The 26863-nt window shown below is 67.1% G+C and carries 20 protein-coding genes; 3 read left to right on the top strand and 17 right to left on the bottom strand.

Annotation, left to right across the window (positions count from 1 at the left end; genetic code table 11):
- The gene (locus tag M2650_RS12310; RefSeq protein ID WP_249474895.1) at positions 1-1965 is read left to right on the top strand and encodes an acetyl-CoA hydrolase/transferase C-terminal domain-containing protein; all 1965 of its coding nucleotides are present in this window, start codon (positions 1-3) and stop codon (positions 1963-1965) included.
- A 234-nt stretch (positions 1966-2199) separates the two neighbouring features.
- On the opposite strand, the gene tkt is transcribed toward M2650_RS12310, so the two are convergent.
- The 13 genes from tkt to M2650_RS12375 all read right to left on the bottom strand — a co-directional run bounded on the left by tkt (position 2200) and on the right by M2650_RS12375 (position 17933).
- Complete coding sequence (tkt, locus tag M2650_RS12315) at positions 2200-4191, bottom strand: transketolase (protein ID WP_249474897.1); 1992 nt, start codon at positions 4189-4191, stop codon at positions 2200-2202.
- Between the two features lie 215 nt (positions 4192-4406).
- The gene (locus M2650_RS12320) at positions 4407-5735 is read right to left on the bottom strand and encodes a dicarboxylate/amino acid:cation symporter (protein ID WP_249474898.1); all 1329 of its coding nucleotides are present in this window, start codon (positions 5733-5735) and stop codon (positions 4407-4409) included.
- Between the two features lie 181 nt (positions 5736-5916).
- Positions 5917-7572, bottom strand: a complete 1656-nt coding sequence (locus M2650_RS12325) for a BatD family protein (protein WP_249474899.1) — start codon at positions 7570-7572, stop codon at positions 5917-5919.
- Complete coding sequence (locus M2650_RS12330) at positions 7569-9323, bottom strand: VWA domain-containing protein (protein ID WP_249474901.1); 1755 nt, start codon at positions 9321-9323, stop codon at positions 7569-7571. Before M2650_RS12330 ends, M2650_RS12325 begins: the two co-directional genes overlap by 4 nt.
- Positions 9320-10330: a vWA domain-containing protein gene (locus M2650_RS12335; protein WP_249474902.1), complete on the bottom strand. Its 1011-nt coding sequence runs from the start codon at positions 10328-10330 to the stop codon at positions 9320-9322. Before M2650_RS12335 ends, M2650_RS12330 begins: the two co-directional genes overlap by 4 nt.
- Entirely contained in the window at positions 10327-10785 is a 459-nt protein-coding gene (locus M2650_RS12340) for a DUF4381 domain-containing protein (protein ID WP_249474904.1), read from the bottom strand. The genes M2650_RS12335 and M2650_RS12340 overlap by 4 nt, the downstream gene beginning before the upstream one ends.
- Before the next feature lie 2 nt (positions 10786-10787).
- A complete protein-coding gene (locus M2650_RS12345) occupies positions 10788-11684 on the bottom strand; it encodes a DUF58 domain-containing protein (RefSeq protein ID WP_249474906.1) in 897 nt (298 codons plus the stop codon).
- A 189-nt stretch (positions 11685-11873) separates the two neighbouring features.
- Positions 11874-12869 carry an AAA family ATPase gene (locus M2650_RS12350; RefSeq protein ID WP_249474908.1) on the bottom strand — a complete coding sequence of 332 codons (996 nt, stop codon included), beginning with the start codon at positions 12867-12869 and terminating at the stop codon, positions 11874-11876.
- A gap of 139 nt (positions 12870-13008) precedes the next feature.
- On the bottom strand, positions 13009-14925 hold the full coding sequence (locus M2650_RS12355; protein ID WP_425602547.1) for a type IV pilus secretin PilQ: 1917 nt from the start codon (positions 14923-14925) through the stop codon (positions 13009-13011).
- 14 nt (positions 14926-14939) lie between these two features.
- Complete coding sequence (locus M2650_RS12360; protein WP_249474912.1) at positions 14940-15485, bottom strand: pilus assembly protein PilP; 546 nt, start codon at positions 15483-15485, stop codon at positions 14940-14942.
- Positions 15482-16207: a type IV pilus inner membrane component PilO gene (locus tag M2650_RS12365; protein ID WP_249474914.1), complete on the bottom strand. Its 726-nt coding sequence runs from the start codon at positions 16205-16207 to the stop codon at positions 15482-15484. The genes M2650_RS12360 and M2650_RS12365 overlap by 4 nt, the downstream gene beginning before the upstream one ends.
- The gene (locus tag M2650_RS12370; RefSeq protein WP_249474916.1) at positions 16204-16875 is read right to left on the bottom strand and encodes a PilN domain-containing protein; all 672 of its coding nucleotides are present in this window, start codon (positions 16873-16875) and stop codon (positions 16204-16206) included. The genes M2650_RS12365 and M2650_RS12370 overlap by 4 nt, the downstream gene beginning before the upstream one ends.
- Positions 16875-17933, bottom strand: a complete 1059-nt coding sequence (locus M2650_RS12375) for a type IV pilus assembly protein PilM (RefSeq protein WP_249474918.1) — start codon at positions 17931-17933, stop codon at positions 16875-16877. The genes M2650_RS12370 and M2650_RS12375 overlap by 1 nt, the downstream gene beginning before the upstream one ends.
- A 239-nt stretch (positions 17934-18172) precedes the next feature.
- On the opposite strand from M2650_RS12375, the gene M2650_RS12380 reads away from it, so the two are divergent.
- Together M2650_RS12380 and M2650_RS12385 are read left to right on the top strand one after the other, a co-directional pair.
- Positions 18173-20650, top strand: a complete 2478-nt coding sequence (locus M2650_RS12380; RefSeq protein ID WP_249474920.1) for a penicillin-binding protein 1A — start codon at positions 18173-18175, stop codon at positions 20648-20650.
- A 191-nt stretch (positions 20651-20841) separates the two neighbouring features.
- Complete coding sequence (locus M2650_RS12385) at positions 20842-21489, top strand: hypothetical protein (RefSeq protein WP_249474922.1); 648 nt, start codon at positions 20842-20844, stop codon at positions 21487-21489.
- Positions 21490-21655: 166 nt separating this feature from the next.
- On the opposite strand, the gene M2650_RS12390 is transcribed toward M2650_RS12385, so the two are convergent.
- The 4 genes from M2650_RS12390 to recG all read right to left on the bottom strand — a co-directional run bounded on the left by M2650_RS12390 (position 21656) and on the right by recG (position 26781).
- Positions 21656-22945 (bottom strand): citrate synthase, encoded by a 1290-nt coding sequence (locus tag M2650_RS12390; protein WP_249474924.1) that lies wholly within the window; start codon positions 22943-22945, stop codon positions 21656-21658.
- 314 nt (positions 22946-23259) lie between these two features.
- Positions 23260-23502 carry a type B 50S ribosomal protein L31 gene (locus tag M2650_RS12395; RefSeq protein WP_137267170.1) on the bottom strand — a complete coding sequence of 81 codons (243 nt, stop codon included), beginning with the start codon at positions 23500-23502 and terminating at the stop codon, positions 23260-23262.
- Positions 23503-23584: 82 nt separating this feature from the next.
- Positions 23585-24523 (bottom strand): nucleoside hydrolase, encoded by a 939-nt coding sequence (locus M2650_RS12400; protein WP_249474926.1) that lies wholly within the window; start codon positions 24521-24523, stop codon positions 23585-23587.
- A 152-nt stretch (positions 24524-24675) separates the two neighbouring features.
- Positions 24676-26781 (bottom strand): ATP-dependent DNA helicase RecG, encoded by a 2106-nt coding sequence (gene recG, locus M2650_RS12405; protein ID WP_249474928.1) that lies wholly within the window; start codon positions 26779-26781, stop codon positions 24676-24678.
- Between the last annotated feature and the right edge of the window lie 82 nt (positions 26782-26863).

Genomic DNA, 26863 nt, shown 5'->3' on the forward strand with positions numbered 1-26863 from the left:
ATGACCCGCCAAAACTCCCCCGCCGTCTTCACTTCCATCGACGATGCCGTCGAATCCCTCCTCGCCAGCCTCGAAGGCCCGCTCCGCATCGGCGCGCCTCTGGGCATCGGCAAACCGCACCGCCTGCTCAATGCGCTTTACGAGCGCGTCGCCCGCGATCCGTCGCGGCCGATGCAGCTGTACACCGCCCTGTCGCTGGACCCGCCCGGCGGCGGCAGCGATCTGGAGAAGCGCTTCCTCGGCCCGTTCGTGTCGCGCCTGTACGGCGACGACTTCCCGCGCCTGGCCTACGTGCAGGCGCAGAAGCGCGATGCGTTGCCCGCGCATATCGAAGTGGAAGAGTTCTACGTGCAATCCGGCGCGCTGCTGAACTCGCGCCAGGCGCAGCGCCGCTACGCCAGCCTCAATTACACGCACGTGGCCAAGGCGCTGGCCGACCGCGGCATGAACGTGCTGGTGCAGAAGGTGGCCAGCAACGACGAGGGTACGCGGCTGTCGCTGTCGTCCAACACCGACCTGACGTTCGACGCGATCGATGCGATCGTCGCGCGCGGCCTGCCGCGTCCGGTGCTGATCGCAGAAATCGACCCGCAGCTGCCGTGGCTGGACGGCATCGCCGCGGTCGACAGCGGCTTCTTCGACATCGTGATCGCGCCGCCGGCGCCGTATCCCAAACTGTTCGCGTTGCCGCGCCAGCCGGTGGGCGATATCGAATACGCGATCGGCTTCTATGCCAGCGCGCTGGTGCGCGACGGCGGCACGCTGCAGATCGGCATCGGGGCGCTGTCCGACGCGCTCTGCCATGCGCTCGCGCTGCGCCATACCGACAACGCCGCCTACCGCAAGGTGATGGCCACGCTGGATCCGGAGATCGAGCGGCACCCGGCGGTGATCGCCAGCGGCGGGCTCGATCCGCTGCCGCAGGGCCTGTACGGCTGCAGCGAAATGGTCAACGAAGGCTTCCGCCATCTGGTGGAGGCCGGCGTGATCCGCCGCAAGGTGGTGGAGAACGAGCCGCTGATGAAGCGCATCGCCGACGGCGAGGCCAGCGTGCTGGACCTGGAGTTGCTGGATCGCGACGGCGAATTCCTGCACGGGGCGTTCTATCTGGGATCGCCGGATTTCTACCGCTGGCTGCGCCACCTGGACGACGGCACGCGCCGCGCCATCGGCATGCGCCGGGTCAGCGAGGTCAACGAACTCTACGGCGGCAATGAGGTTTTGGAGCGCTTGCAGCGACGCGATGCGCGTTTCTTCAACACGTGCATGATGGCCACCGCGCTCGGCGCGGCCGTATCGGACGGCCTGGACGACGGCCGCGTGGTCTCGGGCGTGGGCGGACAGTACAACTTCGTGGCGATGGCGCATGCCCTGCCCGATGCGCGCTCGGCGCTGCTGCTGCGCGCCGTCCGCGACGGCGGCGGCAGGGCCGAATCGAATATCCGCTGGAACTACGGGCACGCCACCATTCCGCGGCACCTTCGCGACCTCTACGTCGACGAGTACGGCATCGCCGATCTGCGCGGCAAGACCGACGAGGATTGCGTGATCGCCATGGCGGCGATCGCCGACGCGCGTTTCCAGCGCGGCTTGCTGGAAACGGCGAAGCGCAGCCGGAAGCTCGCGGAAGGGTTCCAACCGCCCGCGCAATGGTCGAACAACACCGAACGTGCGTTGCGCGAGCGGCTGGCGCCGCTGCGCTCGGACGGCACGCTGCCTGATTACCCGCTCGGCAGCGATTTCACCGAAGTCGAGCAGCGGCTGGTGAAGGCATTGGGCTGGCTGAAGTCGAACTCGGCGACGTTCGCGGGTAAAGCATTCACCGTCATTGGCGCCGCATTCGCTGGCCGGAGCGGGGACGACGAAGCGATGGAGCGAATGGGGTTGCAGACGCCGAAGGGCCTGCAGGAACGTCTGTATGCGCGGCTCGTGTCTTACGCGCTGCAGAACACGTCACGAGGGTGAGGGTTGGCTTTTCAGCCGTCATTCCCGCGAAGGCGGGGTTTTTAACAGCCGAATGGCTGGTCATCCAGCGACTTTGACGCTACACCAGATCGCAACGAAGCTATCTCCATCCCACGCGCCCTCACCCAACCCTCTCCCGCAAGCGGGAGAGGGCTAAAAACAGAGTCACTGGATGACCAGCCATTCGGCTGTTAAAAACCCCGCCTTCGCGGGAATGACGGCTTTAAGAGCGGCTCAGCCGAGCGACTGCACGGCCTCGACCACCTTCTCGACGGTGAAGCCGAAATGCGGCATCAACGCCTCGATCGGCGCGCTGGCGCCGAAGCTGTCGATGCCCACCACCGCGCCGTCCAGGCCCACGTACTTGCGCCAGAAGTCGGTGACGCCGGCTTCGATGGCCACGCGCTTGCGGCAGGCCTTGGGCAGCACCGATTCGCGGTACTCGGGCGATTGGCGATCGAACGCATCGGTCGACGGCATCGACACCACGCGCACGTTGCGGCCCAGCTTTTCCGCGGCCTGCATCGCCAGGCCCACTTCGGAACCGGTGGCGATCAGCACTACTTCCGGCGCGCCGATGCTGTCGCGCAGCACATAGCCGCCATGCGCGATCGCCGCGATCTGCGCGTCGTTGCGCGGCTGGTGGGCCAGGTTCTGTCGCGAGAACACCAGGCAGCTGGGGCCGACCTTGCGCTCGATCGCCACGCGCCAGGCCATCGCCGACTCGACCGCATCGCAAGGGCGCCAGACATCGTTGTGCGGGATGTACCGCAACGCGGCCAGATGCTCGATCGGCTGATGGGTCGGCCCGTCCTCGCCCAAACCGATCGAATCGTGGGTATAGACGTGGATCGCATGCGCGCCCATCAGCGCGCTCATGCGCACCGCGTTGCGCGCGTAGTCGCTGAACACCAGGAAGGTGGCGTCGTAAGGAATGAAGCCGCCGTGCAGCGCCAGGCCGTTGCTGATCGCGGTCATCGCGAATTCGCGCACGCCGAAGTAGATGTAGTTGGCGTCGGGCGAATCGCCGGCGACCGACTTGCTGCCCTTCCACAACGTGAGGTTGGAATGCGCCAGGTCGGCCGAGCCGCCGATCAGCTCCGGCAGCAGCGGCGCGAAGGCCTCGATCGCCATCTGCGAGGCCTTGCGCGAGGCGACGGTCGGGCCGTCGGTCTGCAGCTTGGCGATGTAGGCGTCGGCCGCGGCGGCGAAGCCTTCGGGCAGCTCGGCGTGCGAGCGCCGCACGAGTTCGTCGGCCAGTTGCGGATGCTGCGCGGCATACGCGTCGAACAGGCGGTTCCACTGCTCCTCGCGCACCAGGCCGGCGTTGCCGGCGCGCCAGGCGTCGCGGATGTCCTGCGGGATTTCGAACGGTCCGTAAGCCCAGCCCAGCGCCTCGCGGGTGGCCGCGACTTCTTCCTTGCCCAGCGCCGCGCCGTGCACGGATTCCTTGCCGGCCTTGTTGGGCGAACCGAAGCCGATCGTGGTGCGGCAGCAGATCAGCGTGGGCTTGCCGGTTTCGGCCAGCGCGGTGTCGATCGCGGTCTTCACTTCGGCCGGATCGTGGCCGTTGACGTTGCGGATCACTTGCCAGCCGTAGGCTTCGAAACGCATTGGCGTGTCGTCGGTGAACCAACCGTCGGTGTTGCCGTCGATCGAAATCTTGTTGTCGTCCCAGAACGCGACCAGCTTGCCCAGGCCCCAGGTGCCGGCCAGCGAAGCGGCTTCGTGCGAGATGCCTTCCATCAGGCAGCCGTCGCCCATGAACACCCAGGTGCGGTGGTCGACGACTTCGAACTCGGGGCGGTTGAAGCGTTGCGCCAGCACTTTCTCGGCCAGCGCGAAACCGACCGCGTTGGCGAAGCCCTGGCCGAGCGGGCCGGTGGTGGTTTCCACGCCCGGCGTCATGAAATTCTCGGGATGGCCCGGCGTCTTCGATTCGAGTTGGCGGAAGCGCTTGATCTCTTCGATCGGCAGGTCGTAGCCGGACAGGTGCAGCAGCGCGTACTGCAACATCGAGCCGTGGCCGTTGGACAGCACGAAGCGGTCGCGGTTGAACCACTTCGGATTATTGGGGTTGTGGCTGAGGTAGTCGTTCCACAGCACCTCGGCGATGTCGGCCATGCCCATCGGCATGCCGGGATGGCCGGAGTTGGCGGCCTGGACGGCGTCGATGGCGAGGAAACGGATGGCGTTGGCGAGGTCGCGGCGGCTGGGCGTCGTCATGGAGGGCGGGATCGTGGGCGGCGCCCGGGGATTCGCGGGCGGCCTATTGTCCCATGACCGCAGCGGCGGTTGGTTATCGCTGTGTATGAGAAGCCTTTGCGAAGGTTCTTGGGAGGGTAGCCCGGGTAAGCGCAGCGCACCCGGGATTTCGCCGCGACGTGGTCCCGGGTGCGCTGCGCTTACCCGGGCTACGCCTCCCGAAAGATCGCAAGCGCTCAGCCGATGCTGTTGCCGGCATCGGCCAGGCTCGGTCCGTCGGCCTCGCCTTTGGCCACCATCGCCGCGATGCCCAGGTCGCCGGTCACGTTGACCGTGGTCCGGCACATGTCGAGGAAATGGTTGACGCCCAGCACCAGGCCGATGCCTTCCGGCGGCACCCCGACCATGGCGCAGATCAGCGCCACCACCGGCAGCGAGCCCGACGGCACGCCCGCGGTGCCGATGCCGCCCAGGATGCAGACCAGCATGACCATGATCTGCTGGCCGATGCTCAGGTCCACGCCGAAGAACTGGGCCAGGAAGATCACCGTGACGCCTTCGAACAGCGCGGTGCCGTTCTGATTGGCGGTGGCGCCGATGGTCAGCACGAAGCGCGACACGCGCTTGGGCAGCCCCAGCTCGTCGTCGGCCACGCGCAGCGCGGTCGGCAGCGTGGCGTTGCTGGAGGCGGTGGAGAACGCCATCAGCATCGCCTCCTGCACGCCTTTGAAGAACTTGGCGGGCGAATAGCCGCCGATCGCCTTCAACGCGATCGAATACACCACCAGCATGTGGAACGCGAGCGCGGCGACCACGACCAGCACATAGGCGCCCAATCGCAGCAGCAGATCCCAGCCGAACAGCACGGCCAGGTTGAACATGAAGCAGAACACCGCGTAAGGCGCCAGGCGGATGACCAATCCGATTAGCGTCATCGACACTTCGAACAGGCCTTCGATGCCGCGCTTGAGCGTTTCCAGCGCCGGCGTGGCCTTGCTCATCACGATGCCGATGCCGAACATCAACGCGAAAAACATCAGCGCCAGGATGTTGGCGTTGCTCGAGGCCGCGCCGATCACGTTCTGCGGCACGATCGACAGCAGCATGTCCATGCCCTTGGGCTGAACGGCGCTGTCCTTGACGATGGCCTGGGCGCGCTCGGCGCCTTCGTTGAGCAATTGCTGCGCCAGCGCCTGATCGACGCCCACGCCGGGCTTGAACACGTTCACCATCACCAGGCCGACCAGCACCGCGGTGCCGGACAGAATCACGGTGTAGGCCAGCGTGCGCCAACCGATCCGGCCCAGTGCGCGGATGTCTCCCATTTCCGAGACGCCGACCACCAGCGCCGAGAACAGCAGCGGCACGATCAACATGAAGATCAGACTGAGGAACAGCGTGGAGAACGGCTGCGTGATGTATTTGGTGAGCGTCTGCACCCAACTCGTTTCGGCGCCCACGCCGTAGTGCACGAACATGCCCAGCAACAGGCCGGCGAAGAAGCCGATGGCGATCTTCCAATGCAGCGGCAGTTTTTTAGCGGGGGGAGCGCGATCTGCGGCCATGGAGGCTTCCCTGGTGGAATTCTCGAAGGATACAGGAGTGGCTCGAAAGTCCCGGAACCCGCCTACCCGTCATCCCAGCGAAAGCTGGGACCCATTTTGCTATCGCTATACAAACAAGACGGCAGGAAAAGTAACATGGGTCCCAGCTTTCGCTGGGATGACGAACGAAGGGGCTGGTGCCCTACCGGCTCTGCGGATAGAGCGGCGGCAGCGGCGACGCCGATTCCGTTGCTGCGTTGCGCCAAACAGGTCCTCGCCTGAATGCTTCGCGCAGCGCAGCGCGCGCCTGTGCCGGATCGCCGCCGCCCCAGCGCGCGCGGCGCAACTGTTCTATCGCGTCGCGTTGCGCGGGGTCGTCCAATCTGCGCAACAAAGCCTCCAGATCGCCGGCACGCGGCGAGGCCGCTGCGCACAGCGCGTCGCCGATATCGTCCAGATCGCCGGCATCCAGCGCATGCTTCAGGTCGGCGCGCGGCTTGCCGTCGGTCGAAGGCGCGGGGGCGGATGATGCCGACGCAGGCGCGTGGCCCGCATGCCGGCGATGCAGCGCCCACGCCAGCGTCAGCAGCCATAACAGTGCGAAGGCCACCGTGGTCACCGCCCAGACGCCAACGCCGCCCTGCACGCCCGGTATGCGCACCCAGCGCTGCGCAGCCGGTTCCGGCGCGGCGGTGGACGATGCGACAGGCGCATTCGCACCGCCGCTGCCCGGCGCCACGCTCATGGCCAACGGCGGCAGGCTGGCGGTGCGCGCCGAATCGCTGCGCACGTCCCACCACGCCAGGCGCGGCGCGTCCAGCGTCAGCCGTCCGGCACGCCCAGGCACCACCGAGAAGCGGCGCGTGATCTTCACCTGCGGACGACCGTTGGCGAAGCTCTCGTCGTTCTGCGCGGGCTCGGCGAACACTTGCGCGCCGTCGCCGGCGGTCAGCAGCAGCTCGGGCATCTGGGTCGCGGTGGCGCCGTCGGCCGTAGCTTCGATCACCACGGTCGCCGCTTCGCCGGCGCGCGCCTGCTGCGGCGTAGCGACATAGCGCAGGCTCAGGTCGCGCAACGGCAACCACGGTTGCGGCGCGCCGGCCGGCGTGGCCTGCACCTTCAGCAACCGCGGCGGGCCGTTGGCGCGCAGTTCGCGCTGGCCGTCGCCGAAGACTTCGTCGAAGAAGCCGCCCGCGCCGCGGCCGTTGAAGCGCGCGCTGGGAATGGCGAGCGTGCCGCTGCGCTCGGGAATCAGCAGCATGCGCCGTTCGACCACGTTGTAGCGGCGGCCCGCGATCTCGCGTGCGTACTGCAGGTCTTCGCCGATGCGCTGCATAGAGGCGCCTTCCGGCGTATCCAGTTCCAACTGGCCCGACAGCAACGGAACCGCGTAGTAAAGCCTCACCACCAGGCCTACCGCCTGCTGCACGTAAGGCTCTTCGTCGTCGACTTCGGTTTCGATGAAGACCGCTCCGCCCGCGCGAGCCGGCGCCGCCGCGGCCGCGGTCACGCTCAAGGTCAGCGGTTGCGTGCGCTGCGTACCGACGGTCAGCGCCGGCACCGTGAGCAGGCCTTCGCGCTTGGGCTGCAACGCCACTGCGAACAGCACGCGCGTGCGTGTTTGGCCATTGGCGATTTCGAACTGGCGGCTGCTGGTGTTGCCGCTGAGGTCGAAATCCTTCATCAGCGCCGAATAATCCGGTGCGTCGGCGCCGGCCTGGTCGGTTTCGACGTTGAGCGTCGCGGTTTCGCCCAGCGCGACGCGGCTGCGGTCCAGCCAGGCGCGCGTCTGCGCTTGCGCCGCGAACGCGGCCGACAGCAGGGACAGCAATGCGACGATGCGCGCGATAGGGCTCATGGCGAAGATCCGGATTGTTGGCGGCGTTCCTGCTCCAGCCTGAACTTGGCGCGCAGCAGACCGCCGGGATCGTCCGGCACGCGGCGCAGCCAGGCCTCGCTGGCCTGCCGTCGTTCGCGTTCGGCCGGTGTTTCCTGGCGCGCTTGCGAGGACTGGCCTTTCTCGCCGGGCTTCTGCGCATTCTGCCCGGCCAGCGCGCGCTGCATGCGCTCGCGTTGCGCGGCATCGGCGGCGCGCTGCGCGGCGGCGTCCTGCGGCTTGGCGGACTGCTGCGCAGCGCCTTGTTGCGGTTGCGAAGCGCGATCCTGTGATGGATTCTGTTGAGGTGGCTGCGCGTCGTCTTTTTGCGCGTCCGCTTTCGGCTTCTGCGGCGGGCCGCTGCCGCCGGATTGCTTGTCCGAATGCTTGCTCGGATCTTGCTTGCCGCGATCGTCTTGGCGCTGGCCTTGCGGCGGCTTGCGCTTCATCGCCGCTTCGACCGCCTGCTTGTTGGCGAGCGCATCGGCCATGCCCGGCTGCGATTTCAAGGCGCGATCGTAAGCAGCGATGGCTTCGGGATAGCGGCCCGCCTTCGCCAGCGCGTTGCCGAGGTTGTACTGGCCGTCCGCGGTGTCGATGCCCTTCCAGGCCTTTTCCGCGGCGGCGAAATCGTTCTTGCGATAGGCGGCGACGCCTTGCTGCAGGGTTCGATGCGCCTGTTGGTCCGGGCGCCGCCATAGATCTTGTCCGGCGGCCTGCACCGACGACCAAGGAAACAATCCGAGCAACAGCAAAGAAGCGGCTACCGCGCCGCCGCCGCGCCGGAATGCGAACAAGGCCAACAGCAGCAGCGGCGGCAGCAGCCAATAGCCGCCGTCCTGCCAGTTGCGCCCTTTCTCGCCGCGCGTCGCGGCGGCGCCAGCCTGTTGCGGGTCGAGCACGCCGAGCGCGCGCAGGTCGCCGTCGCCGGACGTCGCGGCCGCATACGCGCCATCGGCCGCGCGAGCGAGCGCGCGCAACGATGCTTCGTCCAGGCGCGCTTGCGCGATGGCGCCGCCGGGACCGCGGTAAGCCGCACCGGTCGCTGTGCCCAGGCCCAGCGCGGAAACGCGATAGCCGCTGCGCGCGGCGCTTTGCGCGGCCGCCATTGCGGCGGTGTCGGCATGATCGGTGAGCAGCAGGATGTCGCCGCGGTCGAAGCCAGCCTGCTTGAGCAGTTTCGCCGAGGCGTCGATCGCGCGATCGCTGCGGCTGCCGTCGGTCGGCATCACGTCCGGCGCCAGCGCATCGAGGAACAGCGCGAGATTGGCGCTGTCGTCGGTCAGCGGCGCGACGGTGAAGGCATCGTCGGCATAGGCCACCAGACCGACTTGGCCGCCCGCCCGTTCGCGCAGCAGCGCGGCGATCTTGGCGCGCGCCTGCAACAGGCGCGTCGGCGGCAGGTCCGTGGCCAGCGTTGCGCTGGACAGATCCAAAGCGATCACCAGCGGCGCGCGCGTTTGCCACAAAGGTTGCTCGGCCTGCCGCCAAGACGGCCCGGCCAGCGCGAGTATCGCCAGAACATAGGCCGCCATCGCCCACAAGCCGAAGCTCCGCATCGATGCGCCGCCGCGTTCCAGCAGATGAGGCAGCAGATGCGGATCGACCGCATCGCGCCACACGCTTTCGCGCTTGCGGCGGGCGTTCCAGCCGGCCCAGATCAGCGGCAAGGCGAGCAGCGCCCACAGCCAATACGGGCGCAGCCAGTGCAGGGTCGTCGGCCAATCGATCATGCCGACCTCCGCAACGGCCAGGCGAAGGCCAGCAGAGCCAATCCGAACGCGCCGGCCAATGGCCATGCGTAACGCTCGTTGCGCGGCCGCACGCGCTGACCCGGGCGTTCCACCGGTTCGATGCGGTCGATCTCGGCATAGATGCCGGCCAGCGATTCGGTATCGCGCGCGCGGAAGAAACGGCCGCCGGTGGTTTTCGCGACCGCCTGCAGCGTGGACTCGTCCATTTCGTCACCGCCCGGCCCGGGCAGGCGGAAGCCGAAGACCGACAAGCCGCCTTCGCCGCCGAAAGCGATGGTGTGCACGCGCACGCCGTCGTTCTTCGCCAATTCCGCGGCCTTGAGCGGCGTCAATGCGCCGGCCGTGTTGACGCCGTCGGTGAGCAGGATCACCACGCGCTGTTCGGCGGGTTGCGTGCGCAGGCGCTTCACCGCCAGGCCGATCGCGTCGCCGATCGCGGTTTCGCGGCCGGCCAGGCCGATCACGCTGTCGCGCAGCTGTTCGCGCACCGAATCGCGGTCCAGCGTCAGCGGCGCCAACGCATAGGCGCGCTGGCCGAACACGATCAGGCCGACGCGGTCGCCGCTGCGGCGATCGAGAAAATCGGCCAGCACCGCTTTCGCCGCGGTCAGTCGGTCGACGACATCGTCGCCCAGTTGCATGTCTTCTTCGCTCATGCTGCCGGACAAATCCACCGCCAGCATCAGGTCGCGCCCGGCCTGCGGCGGCGCGATGGCGGGACCGAGCTGTTGCGGACGCGCCGCGGCCACGCACAGCAAACCCCAGGCCAGCCAGGCCAACACATGCGAGCGGCCGCCATGGGCGATGCCGCCGCGCGCGGCGATGGCATCCAGACGGTCGTCGAACGGCACCTTCAATGCCGCCGATGCGCTGCGTCGCGGCGGCAACAGGCGACGCACCAGCCACGGCAGCGGCAACGCGCACAGCCACCACGGCCACGCGAAGGCATCGAAAATATCGCGCAACGCGGACAGGCCAACGCTCATCGCCGCACCGCCATCAATTGCAGATAGCGGCGCCGCGCGAGCGGCCGCAATGCGGCGAGTTGCGCGGCGTCGACATCGCGCCGGTAGCCGCCGTCCAGCAGCAGGCGTCCCGCGCCGGCGGAGAATTCCGCGGATCCGCCATCGCCATCGAGAAAGCGCAGCCAGTCTTCGCCCTGCAGCCGGTCGGCCGCCGGATCGCGCCGGCGCGAGGCGCGCCGCAGCAGTTCCGATATCGCCGCAACGCGCGCCGCAGGCGCCTGCGCTTGTTCGAGGGTCTTATCGAACAAGGCGACGATGGCGCGCTGCCGCCGCCTGCGGCGCGCCATCCACGCATACGCCAGCACGATCAGCGCCAGTACGATCGCCGCAAGCAACCACCAACCGGGCGCAGGCGGCCACCAAGCGGGCGCAGGCGGTTGATGAATGTCGCGCAAAACCAGTGCGTCGGGCGACATGATCAGGCCACCCTGGGCTGCGCGCGCCCGAGCAAGGGCAGCCAGGCATCGCTGCGCATCTCGCTGGACAAGGTCTGCACGCGCACGCCGCTGGACGGCAGGCGATCCAGCGCCGCTTCGACCGGATCGCCGAATTCGTGCCGCCAGCGTTGGCGTTGCGCGGGGTTGGCCAGATCGAGTTCTACGCGGTGACCGCGGCCCGCGAACGGCAGCAGCGCTTTCGGCGGCTGCATTTCCAAGGGATCGGTCAGCAGCAGCACGATCACTTCGTTGTGCTGCGCCAACGCGGGCCAGCGCCGCTGCGGCAGCGCAGCGACGCTGCGCGGATCGGCCAGCACGACCAGCCGCGAACCCGGCCGCAACACGCGCGCGGCATGATCGAGCGCGACCGCAAGGCCGGCATCGTCCGCGGGCGTCACGGCGTACCAGCGCACCAGCGCATCGAGCGCGCGCAGGGCGCCGCGCGGACCGGCGGCGGGCGACACCGGCGCTTCGCTGCGGCTGCCGCGCAATGCGGCGATGCGGTCGCCGTCGCGCACGGCGGCCCATGCCGCCACCGCGCCCGCGCGCGCGGCCTGCACCGACTTGAAGCGCACGCGGGTGCCGAAATAGAGTGAGGGCGCGGTGTCGGCCACGATCAACGTCAATCTTTCGCGCTCGGCTTGGAACAGCTTGGTATGCGGCTTGCCGCTGCGTGCGGTCAACCGCCAATCGATGTGGCGCGCATCGTCGCCGCGCGCGTATTCGCGCGATTCGGCGTATTCCATGCCGCGGCCCCGCAGCGGCGACAGGGCATGGCCGCTGACGCCATGACGGCCGCGGCCGGGCGGACGCCGACCCTGCGCGGTGCCGCGCAGGGCGATCAGTTCGGCCAGCGTCGGCGCGGTGCCTTCAGCCATGCATGGCTCCACGGCCCTCTTGGACAAAGGAGCTCGCTCCACTGTCCTCGGCTTTCGTAGGTGCGAATTTATTCGCACGCTGTTCACAGGCCAAGAGCGTGCGAATAAATTCGCACCTACCGTGCAAAAGCAGCGGGGCAAGCCCCGCTCTACAAAATCTATGCGTCCGGTTGCGGGAAACGCTCGGCATCACGGCAACGGCACTTTATCCAGCAGTGCGGCGACCAGCCGATCGCCGTCCCAGCCTTCGGCGGTGGCTTCGTAGCTAGGCAGCACGCGATGGCGCAGCACGTCGGGCGCGATCGCGCGGACGTCGTCGGGCGTGACGAAGTCCCGCCCCGCCAGCCAGGCGCGTGCCCGTGCGCAACGCTCGAGCGCGATCGAACCACGCGGGCTGGCGCCCCAAGCGATGCGACGGGCGAGTTCGGCGTCGTAACGCTGCGCCTCGCGCGAGGCCAGCACCAGTTCCACCAGATAACGCTCCACCGCCGGCGCGACGTGCAGGTCCAGCACCGCAGCGCGCGCGGCGAACACGTCCTCCAGCGGCATCTTGGCCACTTCGGCGACGGTCGACTGCAAAGTGTCCCGCGCCTGCTGTCGCGCGAGCCTGAGGATTTCGGCCTCGGCGGCGGCCTCCGGATAGCCGATGCGCACGTACATCAGGAAACGATCGAGCTGCGCTTCGGGCAATGGGAACGTGCCTTCCTGTTCGATCGGGTTCTGGGTCGCCATCACCAGGAACAGCTTCGGCAGCGCGTACGTGTGGCGCCCGACGGTCACCTGGCGCTCGCCCATGGCTTCGAGCAGCGCCGACTGCACCTTGGCCGGCGCGCGGTTGATCTCGTCGGCCAGCAGTACGGGATGGAAGATCGGGCCGGGCTGGAATTCGAAACGGCCGTCCTGCGGCCGCCACACTTCGGTGCCGGTCAGGTCGGCGGGCAGCAGGTCCGGCGTGAACTGGACGCGCGCGAAATCGGCGTCCAGCCGCGACGCCAGCGCCCGGATCGCGCTGGTCTTGGCCAATCCGGGCGCGCCCTCCACCAGCAGGTGCCCGTCCGCCAACAGGGCGATCAGCAGCCGTTCGATCAGGGCCTGTTGGCCGACGATGCTCTCGGAAAGCCTCGCCGACAAGGCGCCGAAGGCTTCGTGCAGACGGGACGGGGAAGGTTCGTTGCGGCTATCCATTCTCGATCGCGGCCAGTGGGGGTTCCAGGCGCAGTTTGACCGAAGCCGGGCCGAATGGTTCGACGTCCGCGCAGTACGGTTCAGCCGAAAAACGAACGGGGCCCGAAGGCCCCGTCGTCGCATCGGATCGTTGGCGCCGTCAGTTCGGGCGCTGCGCAACGCGCAGCACCTTGGGCGTGACGAAGATCAGCAGCTCCGCCTTGTCCTTGGTGCGGCTCTTCTTCTTGAACAGGTTGCCGAGGAACGGGATGTCGCCGAGGAACGGCACCTTGGTGACGCTGTTGCGGTCGGTGAACTCGTACACGCCGCCGATCACCACGGTCTGGCCGTCGTCGACCAGCGCCGCGGTGTTCACTTCGCGTTTGGCGATCTGCGGCACGTTGCCGATCGAGGTGTCGAGCGTGCCGACCACTTCGTCCTTCTTCACGTTCAGCGCCAGGAACACGCGGTTGTCGTTGGTGATGGTGGGCGTGACCTTGAGTTCGAGCAGCACGTCCTTGAACTGCACGTTAGGCAGCGCCTGGCCGCCGCCGGTGCCGACGCCGGTGAGGGTGACGTAGCCGACTTCCTGGCCCTGGCGGATCACCGCTTCGCGCTGGTTGCTGGTCAGCACGCGCGGGTTGGAGATCACTTCGCCGCGGCCTTCGCGTTGCAGCGCCGATAGCTCGAGGTCGATGGAGAAGTTGGCGCCCAGCAGCGTATAGGCGATCGAACCCGCCGGATCGGTGACCGGCAGATTGACGTTCAGGCCATCGGGAATGATGTGCTCGCCGTCATTGATGATCGACGTGTTGTCTTCCAGGTTGCCGCTGATCACGCCCTGGTTGCCGCCGTACTGCTTGGTGCCGGCCACGCCGAACCGGGCGCCGAGCTCGCGCACGAAGGTGTCGGTGGCGATCACGATGCGGGCCTCGATCAGCACCTGGTCGACCGGGCGGTCGATCTCGTAGATCACCCGCTTCATCGCCGCGATCTTCTTCGGGATGTCGCTGATCATCAGCGTGTTGGTGCGCGCGTCCGCCACCAGGCGGCCGCGCGGCGACAGGAAGCCGCTGTCGTTGTTGTTGGTGCTGCCGCCACCGCCGCCCTGGCCGCTGTTGCCGATGCCCTTGGCTTCGGTCAGCGCCTTATAGATGTCGACGGCGTTGTGGTAGTTGATGCGGACGAACTCGGTCTCCAGGTCTTCCCGGTTCTCGAGCTCGATGCGGGCGTTCTCGCGGTCCTGCTCGGACTTGGCGATCTCCGCCTGAGGCGCCACCCAGATCACGTTGCCGTCGCGGCGCTTGTCCAGGCCCTTGGCGCGCATGACGATTTCCAGCGCCTGGTCCCACGGCACGTTGATCAAGCGCACGGTGATGTTGCCCTGCACCGTGTCCGAAGCGACCAGGTTGAGCTTGGATTCCTCGGCGATGAACTGCAGCACCGTGCGCACCGGCACGTCCTGGAAGTTGAACGACACCGGCGCGCCGGTAAAGGCCTTGGCCGGCGCCGTCTGGCCGGCCGCGATGGCCGACTTCACAGCCCCACGCGCCTGCGACGATGCGCGAGGCACCACTTCGACGATGTAGTCGCGGCCGGTCTGATAGGCCAGCGATTCGTAGGGACCGCTGGTGCTCAGCACCAGGCGCGTGCCCTTGCCGTTGCCCTGGGCGTCGATCTGACGCACCGGGGTGGCGAAATCGGTGACGTTGAGCGGCTTCTGCAAGGCCGGCGGCAGCGAAGCGTTGCCGACGTCGACGATTACGTCCGAGCCGTCCTTGCGCAGGTCGGGCATCGCGCCGTCGCCGCTGAAGCGCAGGATCAGCTTGCCCGCGCCGCCGTCGCCGCGCTTGAAGTCGATGTTGGAGACCTCGAGGGCACCCGGTACGCGGGTGGCCGGATCGACCGCCGACATCGTGGTCTGCTGGGCAGGCTTGGCCGTCGCGATAGGCGCGTCGGCTGCGCCGACGCCGGAGGCCGCGGCCAGCAGGCCGCAGGCCAGGCCGCCGAGCGCCGCCAGGCGTACGGCTTTCGCGGGGCCGGCCGCGTGAGAACGGTGGGCGTTGAACTGGCTCATGTGCTTTCCCCTAATCATTTGTCTTCCAGCGCCACCGTGGCCGGGCGTTCCAACCAGCCTCCCGCGCCGTCCGGTACCAATTCCACTAGCTCGATTCGGTCTTCATAGACCGCCGTGACGCGGCCATCGCTTTGTCCCATGTACTCGCCCGGCACGATGCGATAGGTCACCTTGTCCGGGGCCATCACCAACCCTACCACTCTGGAGCCGAGCCCCAGCGTACCCACCATGTCCAGGCTGTCGAGCGGGAATTGCTCAAGCTGCTGCTTGCGGCGCTGCGCGTTCGGCCGCGGTCCGCTGCCTTCGTTGGTGTTGGTGAAAGCGGTGCTGAACGGGTCGCGCATGCCCTGTGCGGCGTATTCGAAGCTTTCGAACTGCTGCATCAGCGGGATCTGCTCCAGCGGCGGCGCAGGGCGCGCGCGCACTTCGGCGACCCATTTCTCCAGGTTGGGCGCTTCGCCTGGCGTGCTGGTGATGCTGCGGCCGCAACCGCCGGCCACCAGGACCGCGAACAGGGCCAGCAAGCCGACGCCGACGCGCGATGGAATCCGAGGGCTCATCGCTGGCCTCCTTTCGCGGGCGCCGCAGCAGGCTTCGGCGTCTTCTTGCCCGCCTTGGATTTGTCCGCTGCCGCATCCGCGGCCTGCAACTGGGCGGTTTCCTCATCGTCCAGATAGCGGTAGGTCTTGACCGTGCCGGCCAGCTCCAGACCGTCGCTGGTGGCGGTGATCGCGGCGTCTTTGCCCTTGCCGCGCGGTTTGAGCGAGATGTTGTGGAAGGTCATGATCACCACTCGCGGCAGCGAAGCCACGCCGCTGACGAAGGCGCCGAACTGGTGGTAGCTGCCGATCATGCGCAGGCTGATCGGTTTCTCCGCGTAGAACTCCTTCGGCACCTCGGGCTCGGGCTGGAACAGCTCGTTCTGCAGGCCGGTCGCGAGCGCCGTCTGCGAGATGTCGACGATCAGGTCGGGCATTTCGGTCTTGCTGGGCAGCTGGCGCAGCATCTGCTGCAGCACCTGCTCCATCTGCGCGAGCTGCTGCTTGAGCGGCTCGAGGTTCGCGGCGCGGCCCTGCTTTTCTTCGAATTCGGAGCGCAGCTGCGATTCCTTCCTTTCCAGGTTGGCCAGCTCGTCGCGCTTGTCGCGTACGAACAGCCAATAGGCCAGGAACACGATCAGCAGGCCCATGATCACGCAGAAGCCGATCTTGGCCTGCCGCGGCCAGCCGCCGATGTTGTTGAAATCCAGTTCTTTGAGCGAAATCTTTTTCTTCTGGCTCATGACGACGCTCCCCCCGTGGCTTTGGCAGCCGCAGGCGCGGCGGCCGGCGGCGTCGCGGCAGGCGCCGTTCCGGCGGCCTCGCCTTCCTTAGGCGCGTTGGGATTGGCCAGCTTCACCTGCAGGGTGAACGCATAGGGCAGCACGATGTTGTTCGAGGCCGGGATCACCACCGCCTTGTCGGCGTCCTTGGCTTCGATGACGTTGACTTCGGGATTGGTCATCCAGCCCGAGCCTTCCAGGTTGCGCATGTAGGTAGCCACGCGTGCATTGGATTGCGAGCGGCCTTCGAGCGTCAGCTGCTCGCCTTCCTGTTTGATCCCGGTCAGGATCACGCCGTCCGGAATGGTGCGCACCAGCGAATCGAACAAGTGCACCATCTGGTAGCGGTTGACCTGCAGCTCCTCGATGACCTTCTTGCGGGCCAGCAGGCGGGCTTTCTTCTCGTCCAGCAGCTTGATCTCGTCGATCTGCTTCTGGACCTTGTCGATTTCGCCCTGGAGGAAGGCGTTGCGGTCGTTCTGGCCGCTGATCTGGCTGTTGTAATAGCCGATGATGAAGAACGACAGCAGCGCCGCGATCAGGGCCGACATGCCCAGCATCACGTAGAACTCCTGCTGGCGCTGCTTGCGCCGCTCGGCGCGCCAGGGGAGCAGATTGATCTTGGACATCAGTCGAAGCTCCTCAGCGCCAGCCCGCACGCAATCATCAGCGCGGGGGCGTCCTGCGCCAGCGCATGGGCCTGTACGCGGGGACCCAACGTCATGTGGGCCAGCGGATTGGCGACGACCGAAGGCACGCCCAGTTGTTCTTCGAGCAGTTCGGACACGCCCGGTACCGAGGCGCAACCGCCGGCCAGCACGATCTGGTCGACGCGGTTGTATTCGCTGCCGGCATAGAAGAACTGCAACAGGCGGCTGACCTGCTGCACCATCGCTTCCTTGAACGGCTCGAGCACCTCGACCTCGTAGCTTTCCGGCAAGCCGCCTTGGCGCTTGGCCAGGCCCGCTTCCTCATAGCTCAGGCCGTAACGGCGCATCACCTCGTCGGTCAGCTGCTTGCCGCCGAACACTTGTTCGCGGGTGTACAGGCTGCGGCCGTTGCGCAACACGTTGAGCGTGGTCATGGAGGCGCCGACGTCGACCAGGGCGACGATGCCGTCGCGCGGCGTGTTCAGATGCGTGGCCATCAGCGCGAAGGCGTTTTCGATGGCGAAAGCCTCCACGTCCATGACCCGCGCCGACAAGCCGCCCAGTTCCAGCGCCGACTGCCGGGTTTCGACGTTCTCCGAGCGCGACGCCACCAGCAGCACCTGCACCATGTCCGGGCTGTTGGGCATCGGCCCGAGCACCTCGAAGTCGAGGTTCACTTCCTCGATCGGGTACGGGATGTAGTTGACGGCTTCGAGTTCGACCTGAGCTTCGAGGTCGTCCTCTTCCAGGCCGGCCGGCATCGGGATGATCTTGGTGATCACCGACGAGCCCGCTACCGCGGCCGCCGCATGCTTGGCCTTGCTGCCCGAGCGATTGACGGCGCGCCGGATGGCCTCGGCCACGGCTTCCACCTCGACCAGGTTCTTTTCGACGACCGCATTGGGCGGCAGCGGCTCCACCGCGTAATGCTCCACGCGGTAGCGGTCCCCCGAGCGCGATAGCTGCAGGAGCTTGACCGCAGTCGAGCTGATATCGACGCCGATCAACGGCGACTGAGATTTTGAGACGAGACCCACGGTTTCTCCCCTTCCCACGGGTGCTTACAAGCACTTACTACGTGGGCACATTAAATAACGGACTTTTCACAGCCTGGCAATCCCCCCACGCCCCCGCATTAGCCGAGCTGTGACCGTTATCGCCCATTCAACGTCCGATACCGTCCCATTAGGTCAACCCCGACGGTCCAGGCGGTACCGGTCCCCGGGTCATCTATACTCCGCCGTTACGACATCCGCAATCGGAAGCCGCCCGTTCCATGTCCCGTTTTCGACGTTTGCTGCGCTGGGGACTGACCGCCTCCGCCGGCCTGATCCTGCTCGGCCTGCTGGCCGTCGGCACCCTCTATTACGTGGTCTCCTCCAAGCTTCCCGATTCGCAGACCCTGCGCAACGTGGAAATGCAGGAACCGCTGTACGTGTACGCCCGCGACGGCCGCCTGATGGCGCTGTTCGGCGAAAGCCGCCGCTACCCGGTGCAGATATCGCAAGTTCCGGACCAGGTGAAGCAGGCCTTCATCGCGATCGAGGACGCGCGCTTCTACAAGCATCACGGCGTGGACTACAAAGGCATCGCGCGCGCGGTATGGCTGCTGGCGACCACGGACGACAAGCGCGTCCCCGGAGGATCCACCATCACCCAGCAGGTCGCGCGCCAGTTCTTCCTCAGCTCGGAATACAGCTACACCCGCAAGCTGGCGGAGATGCTGCTGGCGATCAAGATGGAACAGGAGCTGAGCAAGGACGAGATCTTCGAGCTCTACCTCAACAAGAGCTTCTTCGGCAACCGCACCTACGGCATCGGCGCCGCGGCCGAGTACTACTACGGCAAGTCGCTGCAGCAGCTGACCCTGGACGAGATCGCCACGCTGGCCGGCGTGCCCAAGTTCCCCTCCAGCGGCAATCCGATCAGCAACCCGGAGCGCAACCGCATCCGCCGCGACTACATCCTCGATCGCATGGTCGAGCTGAAATACATCGGCGCCGCCGACGCTGCGCAGGCCAAGGCGCAGCCCATGCACGCCACGCCGCACGAGCGTCCGGTCGAGGTCTACGCGCCGTACGTAGCCGAAATGGTGCGGCAAGAGATGATCGCCCGCTTCGGCGGCGACGTGCTCACCAAGGGCTACCACGTCACCACCACGATCGACCCGACGATGCAGGAAGCCGCCGACATCGCGGTGCGCCAGGGCCTGCGTGTGTACGACCATCGCCACGGCTGGAACAAGATCGAACAGCATTTCGACCTGGCCGCGGACGAAGACACCGCTACGATCGCAGCGCGCCTGCGCGGCATTCCGGCGCAGGCCGGCCTGTTCCCCGCGATCGTCGCCGGCACCGGCAACGACGGCAGCGCTACCGTGGTCCTGGCCGACGGCAGCGAAGTGGTGTTGCCCGGGTCCGCCGGCGCGCGTTGGCCGGGCAAGAGTCCGGCGGCGCTATACAAGCGCGGCGACGTGGCCCGCATCCGCCGAAGCGGCGAGAAAGACAAAGAAGAGTGGGTGATCGACCAACTGCCGCGAGCACAGGCGACACTGGTGTCGCTGGAACCTGAAACCGGCGCGCTGCGCGCATTGATCGGCGGCTACAGCTTCGCCGGCAACAAGTTCAACCGCGCCACGCAAGCGCGGCGCCAGCCGGGCTCCAGCTTCAAGCCCTTCCTTTACGCCGCCGCCTTCGAGCGCGGCTTCAATCCGGCCTCGATCGTGCTGGATGCGCCGGTCGTGTTCCGCGACCGCCGCGGCCATATGTGGCGTCCGCAGAACGACAGCGGCAACTTCGCCGGTCCGATGCGCTTGCGCGAGGCGCTGGTGCAATCGCGCAATTTGGTCTCCGTGCGTCTGCTCGACGCGATCGGCGTCGACTACGCGCGCCGCTACATCAGCCACTTCGGTTTCGACGAAGCGCAGCTGCCGCCCAACCTGTCGATGTCGCTGGGCACCGCGTCGCTGGCGCCGCTGGATGTCGCGCGCGGCTATTCTGTGTTCGCCAATGGCGGCTTCCAGATCAAAGCTTGGTTCATCGACGAAGTGAAGGACCGCGCAGGCCAGGTGATCTTCAAGGAGAAGCCGCCGACCGCCTGCCACAGCTGCGGCCAGCGCGTCGGGCAGGAACGCGCGGCGTCCAATATCGTCGATGGTTTCGACCTGAGCCCTGTGGCCGCCAAACCTGCCGAAAAACCCGCCAAATCGGGCAAGGGCGACGACAAGCAGCCCGACGCGATCCCGGTCGCCGCCGATCCCAACGCCGTGTTGGCGCCGCGCGCGATCGACGAGCGCGTCGCCTATCAGCTGGTGTCGATGATGCGCGATGTGGTCCAGCGCGGCACCGGCACCGCAGCCAAGGTGCTCAAGCGCGAGGACATCGGCGGCAAGACCGGCTCCACCAACGACCACCGCGACGCCTGGTTCTCGGGCTTCGGCGGCAACCTGGTGACCACGGTCTGGGTGGGCCGCGACGACTTCCGCTCGCTCGGCTACCGCGAATACGGCGGCAAGGCCGCGCTGCCGATCTGGATCGACTACATGCGCGTGGCGCTGAAGGACGTGCCGATCGCCCGCAACGATCCGCCCGAAGGGATGATCAAGGTATCGGTGGGCGCGAACGGCACCCTGCTGCCGGAAGGCAGCGGCGGCATCGTCGAATACGTGAAGGTCGAGGATCTGGAACGGATGGAGACCTACACCAACTACGATGCCGAACAGGCGCCGGACGAGGCCGCGTTCGACATCTTCTGAGTCCCGCTCTTCGTAGGAGCGGCTTCAGCCGCGAGCTCTTACCCACAAGCTCGCGCGAGCGTGAATGGAAGAGCTCGCGGCTGAAGCCGCTCCTACAAAAGCCGCTCTTGCGAAGAGCCGGCGGCAGGCACATTGACCTCACGCGCAAATCGGTTACAGTCGCCGCAGGCTTTGATCGGGAGCTCGCGACGATGCACCACGCCCGTCAGCACGCCGAGACGCGCACCCGCGAGCGCCGCCGCCGTCTCGCCTACGAAGCCGCGCGACTAATGGCTGAAGGCGGCATACGCGACTACCATCAGGCCAAGCTGAAAGCCGCGCAGCGGCTCGGCATCCACGACGACGCTTCATTGCCGCGCAACCGCGAGATCGAAGACGCGTTGCGCGAGTACCAGCGCCTGTTCCTCGGCGACGCGCAGGCGACAGGTTTGCGCACCCGTCGCGAAGCCGCGCTGCGCGCGCTGGAATTCTTCGCCGCGTTCGACGCGCGCCTGGTCGGCCCGGTGCTGGACGGCACCGCCGACGCCAACGCGCCGGTCACGCTGCAGCTGTACACCGACGATGCCGACGCGGTGCCGCGCTTCCTCGAGGAACACCGCATTCCGGCCGAAGCGCGCAGCCGCCATGTGCGCCTGGATCGCGAACGCGGCGACGTGTTCCCGGTGTGGCTGTTCAGTGCCGAAGACCTGACCTTCGACCTGACCGTGCTGCCGGCCGACGTGCTGCGGCAGGCGCCGTTGTCGAATGTCGACGAGAAGCCGATGAAGCGCGCGTCCGCTTCGCAGTTGCGGCAGCTGTTGGCCGACGACGAAATCGCGGGTTACGAAGCAAGCCCGTGAACCGGGTTCGCCCGCTTTTCGTAGGAGCGGCTTTAGCCGCGAGCTCTTTCCACACGAAACCGCGACCCAAAGAACTCGCGGCTAAAGCCGCTCCTACAAAAACACAGAGAAAGCAAAACGCCCCGCATGACGGGGCGTTTTTTATTGCGTACCGGATGCTGCGCGATCAGCGCTTGTCGACGCCGACGTATTCCCGCTTGTCGTAGCCGGTGTAGATCTGGCGCGGGCGGCCGATCTTGGCGTCCGGATCTTCCTGCTGCTCCAGCCAGTGCGCCACCCAGCCGGCGGTGCGGGCGATGGCGAACATGACGGTGAACATCTCGGTCGGGATCTTCAGCGCCTTGTAGATGAGGCCGCTGTAGAAATCGACGTTGGGATAGAGCTTGCGCTGCACGAAGTAGTCGTCCTTCAGCGCGGCCTCTTCCAGCTTGATCGCCACGTCCAGCAGCGGATCGTCGACGCCCAGCTCGTCGAGCACCTGGTAGGTCATCTCGCGGATGATCTTGGCGCGCGGATCGAAGTTCTTGTAGACGCGGTGGCCGAAGCCCATCAGGCGGAAGCCCGATTCCTTGTTCTTGGCCTTGTCGACCGCCGACTGGACGTTCTTCACCTCGCCGATCTCGGCCAGCATCTTCAGCACGGCCTCGTTGGCGCCGCCGTGCGCCGGACCCCACAACGCAGCTACGCCGGCGGCGACGCAGGCGTAAGGATTGGCGCCGGTGGAACCGACCAGGCGCACCGTGGACGTCGAGGCGTTCTGCTCGTGGTCTGCGTGCAGGATGAAAAGTAGGTCCAGTGCCTTGGCGGCGACCGGAGGCAACTCCAACGGCTCGCTCGGCACTTCGAACATCATGTGCAGGAAGCGGTCGACGTATTCCAGGTTGTTGCGCGGGAAGCGCACCGGCCAGCCGATCGAATAGCGATGGCAGGCGGCGGCGATCGTCGGCACCTTGGCGATCAGGCGGATCGCAGCCAGGCGACGCTGCACCGGATCTTCCAGGTCGAGCGTGTTGTGGTAGAAGCTGGCCATCGAGCCGATCATCCCGACCAGCATCGCCATCGGATGCGCGTCGTGGCGGAAGCCGCCGAGGAAGTTCTTGAACGCCTCGTGCATCATCGTGTGATGCGCGACCTCGTGGTCGAAGGCGTCGAACTGCGCCTTGTTGGGCAGCTCGCCGTTCATCAGCAGATAGGCCACTTCGAGGAAGCTCGACTGCTTGGCGAGCTGTTCGATCGGGTACCCGCGGTACAGCAGCACGCCGGCGTCGCCGTCGATGTAGGTGATGGCCGACTTGCAGGCGGCGGTGGCGGTGAAGCCGGGGTCGTAGGTGAAGCAGCCGGTTTCCTTCGGCACCTTGGCGATATCGATGCAGTCGTTGCCCAGCGTCGGTTTGATCACCGGCAGGGCGACCGACTTATCGCCGGCGTTCAACGTGACTTGATCCAGGTCGGACACGAGTGGCTCCTCGTAGGGCCGTGGCGCACCCGGAGGCGGCGGCAGCGGCAGGGGGTCGGACCGCGGGCTTGCCGCGATGCAGCATTATCGCATAGCCGCCCGAGGCGGGGCTCTAAACCAAAGTCCTATGGCCAGAGCCGCCCATCGCAGGAGCGAGCTTTTGTAGGAGCGGCTTTAGCCGCGAGCTCTTTCCCCACGCCGCGCCGATCCGAAGGCAAGAGCCGCGGCTAAAGCCGCTCCCACAAGAGCCGCAGCCGTAAACGCAAACGGCCGCCCAAAGGCGGCCGTCGCAGCGAGCCGTTAGGCCCGAACGCTTACTTGGTATAGCGGCGCTTGAACTTGTCGATGCGGCCGCTGGTGTCCATCACCTTGTGCTGACCGGTGTAGAACGGGTGCGAGGCCGACGAGATTTCGATCTTGATCAACGGATATTCGTTGCCGTCCTCCCACTTCACCGTCTCTTTGCTGCCGAGGGTGGAACGGGTCAGGAACTTGAAATCCGAGGTGACGTCCTGGAAGACGACAGCGCGGTAATCGGGATGTACGCCGTCTTTCATGGCGGGCACCAACTGTATGCGGGAAAGAGTCGGATATTGTAGACCGAGACCCCGCCCTGGCGCAAACCCTGATTTCAGGCCGTCAGCGGGCGGCCAGGGCCTCGCGGATAAGGGCCTGGAAGCGCTTTTCGTCGTAGGCCATCAGGATGGCGGCGTTGTCGGGCTGGCCGGTATGGGCCAGCCAGTCGACCACGGTCGTTCCCCGGGTGAGCCGGCCGTCCAGTTCGACCGCCACCGGGCGCTCCAGCACTTGGACGGCGCCTTCGGGGTGCAGGGCCTGGGCCATCGCCAGCGCATCGGCCGAATGCCAGCGCTCGCCGCGCCGCTCGGCCGACCAGGCGCGGGTCTGGCGCGAGATCTGGTCGTAGAACCGGGCCCGGGGCGAATCGGCGCTGAGCCAGCCGTCGACTTCGCGATGGAGCAGGCCATGCACCAGCACCGCCTCCCAGTCGACCAGGTCGAAGCGCGGGAAGGCTTCGAACACGATATGCGCGGCCTCCGGATCGAAATAGACGTTGAATTCGGCGGTCGGCGTGATGTTGCCATGGGCGCTGACCGCGCCGCCCATGACCACCAGCCGGCCGATCCTCTGCGGCAAAGTCGGATCCAGCTTGAGCGCCAGCGCCAAGTTGGTCAGCGGTCCCAGCGCCACCAGCAGCAGGCGGCCGGCGTGCTCGCGCGACAGCCGCAGGATCGCCAACGCGGCGTGCTCGGCCTCGGCATGGCGCCGGGCCGCTTCGTAGCCGACATCGCCGAAGCCGTCGCGGCCGTGCACGTAGCCCGCATCCGGGGACGGGTGCAGCAGCGGCGCCGACGCGCCGGCGAAGACCGGGACATCACCGCGTCCGGCCACTTCGCACAGTTTCAGCGCATTGCGTACGGTGTGCTGCAGGCCGACGTTGCCCGCGGCGACGGTCAGACCGACGATGTCGTGGTTGCGGTCGTTGAACGCCATCAGCAGGGCGAGCGCGTCGTCGACGCCGGGGTCGGTGTCGATCAGCAGGGGGATTTTGTCGGTCATGAGCGATAAGCGAACGGGGATCGCATAGCTTCGTGCTTTTCCCCCCTTTGAAAAAGGGGGGTTGGGGGGGATTTGCTTTTGCCCGCTGTTCGCCGGGAGTGGAAGCCAAAAGCAAATCCCCCTTAATCCCCCTTTTTCAAAGGGGGAAACAGCTAAGCCGACGCGTATCGCGCCGCGCCGCCTACCCAGCGTTGCACGATCCGATCGGCGGCGTCCGGCGACTCGGCCAGCAGCGCATCTGCGATCTCGCGCACCCGCGGCAGCAGCGCCGCATCGCGCGCCAGATCGGCGACGCGGAAGGCGGCCAAACCCGTCTGGCGCACGCCGAGCAATTCGCCGGGACCGCGCAATTCCAGGTCTTTTTCGGCGATGACGAAACCGTCGTTGGTCTGGCGCATCGTTTCCAGCCGCTGCTTGGCCATCATCGACAACGGCGACTGGTACAGCAGCACGCAGCTCGACGCCGCGCTGCCGCGCCCTACCCGCCCGCGCAGCTGGTGCAACTGCGCCAAGCCCAGGCGTTCGGCGTTCTCGACGATCATCAGCGACGCATTGGGCACATCCACACCGACCTCGATCACCGTGGTCGCCACCAGCAGGTCGATCGCGCCCTCCTTGAACGCGCGCATCGTCGCCTGCTTGTCGTTGGCCTTCATCCGCCCGTGGACCAGGCCGATGCGCAATTGCGGCAGCGACGCGGACAGGTTTTCATAAGTGCTCTGCGCCGCCTGCGCGACTACCTCATCGCTGTCGTCGATCAGCGTGCACACCCAATACGCCTGCCGCCCCTCGGCGCAGGCGCCGCGGATGCGCTCGATCAATTCGGGGCGGCGTTCGGCGCTCAGCACCACGGTCTGGACCGGCGTACGGCCGGGCGGCAGCTCGTCGATCGCGGACACGTCCAGATCGGCGTAAGCGGCCATCGCCAGCGTGCGCGGGATCGGCGTGGCGGTCATCACCAGTTGGTGCGGCACCGCGTCGCCGCCGGCGCCCTTGTCGCGCAGCGCCAGGCGCTGGTGCACGCCGAAGCGGTGCTGTTCGTCGACGATGGCCAATGCCAAATCGTGGAAGACCACGTTTTCCTGCATCAAGGCGTGCGTGCCGACGACCACCTGCGCCTCGCCGTTCGCGACCGCGTTCATGACGCTGGCGCGCGCTTTGCCAGTCACTTTGCCGGCGAGCCAGGCCACGCGCACGCCGAGCGGCTCCAGCCAGCCGCGCAGGTTGGCCAGGTGCTGTTCGGCCAGCAGTTCGGTCGGCGCCATCAACGCGGCTTGCTTGCCCGCCTCTATCGCAAGCAATGCCGCCATCGCCGCCACCACCGTCTTGCCGCTGCCGACATCGCCCTGCACCAGCCGCAGCATCGGCACCGGCCGGGCGAGGTCGGCGCGGATCTGTTCGAACACGCGCTGCTGCGCGCCGGTGAGCGCGAACGGCAGGGAGTCGCGCAGCCGCGTTGCGAGCGCGTCGCCTTTCTTCAACGCCGCCGCGCGCTGCTGCTGCAAGGCGATGCGCTGCCGGCGCAGGCTCAGGTGGTGCGCCAGCAATTCCTCCAGCGCCAGCCGCTGCTGCGCCGGATGCGTGCCGGCCGACAAGGCCGCGAGATCGGCCTCGCGCGGCGGCCGATGCGCCGTCAGCAAGGCTTGCTTCAACGATGGCAGTTTCAGGCTGGCGCGCAGCGGCTGCGGCAGCAGTTCCAAGGCTTCTTCGTCGGGCAGCCTGTCCAAGGCCTGGCCGATCAGTTTGCGCAGCGTCGCCGGGCCGATACCTTCGATGGTGGGATAGACCGGATCGAGCCGTTCGCCGAGCTCGGTGGCGTCTTCGTCGTCGAGCAAGCGATAGCTCGGATGCACGATCTCCAGCCCGTGCTGTCCCGCGCGCGGCGTGCCGTAACAGCGGATCCGCGCGCCGGGGCGGAACTGCGCGACCTGGGCGGCGCGGAAATGGAAGAAGCGCAGCACCAGGGTGGATTGCGAATCGTCGCCTACCGCCACGCGCAGCATCGGCTTGTAGCGGAAACCGCGCTCGACCGCCTCGACGCGGCCTTCCACCTGCGCCGCGACGCCGGCCTGCAGTGCGCGGATCGGCGTGATCGACGTGCGGTCCTCGTAGCGCCGCGGCAGCTGCATCCACAGGTCCTGCAGCGTCAGCAGCCCGCGCGCCGCCAGCTTTTCGGCGACGCGCGCGCCGACGCCGGGCAAACTGCCTAGCGTAAGGTGTGCGGGATCGACGGCGGCGTCGGATCGGGAAACCGGCATCCGCCAAGCATGCCGTGATCGCGCGCAAACAAAAACCCCGGCGCCGTTGAGCGCCGGGGCTCCCCAAAGACTGCGGGACAGA

Origin of the sequence: Luteimonas galliterrae (assembly GCF_023374055.1) — a bacterium.
GTDB lineage: Bacteria > Pseudomonadota > Gammaproteobacteria > Xanthomonadales > Xanthomonadaceae > Luteimonas_C > Luteimonas_C galliterrae.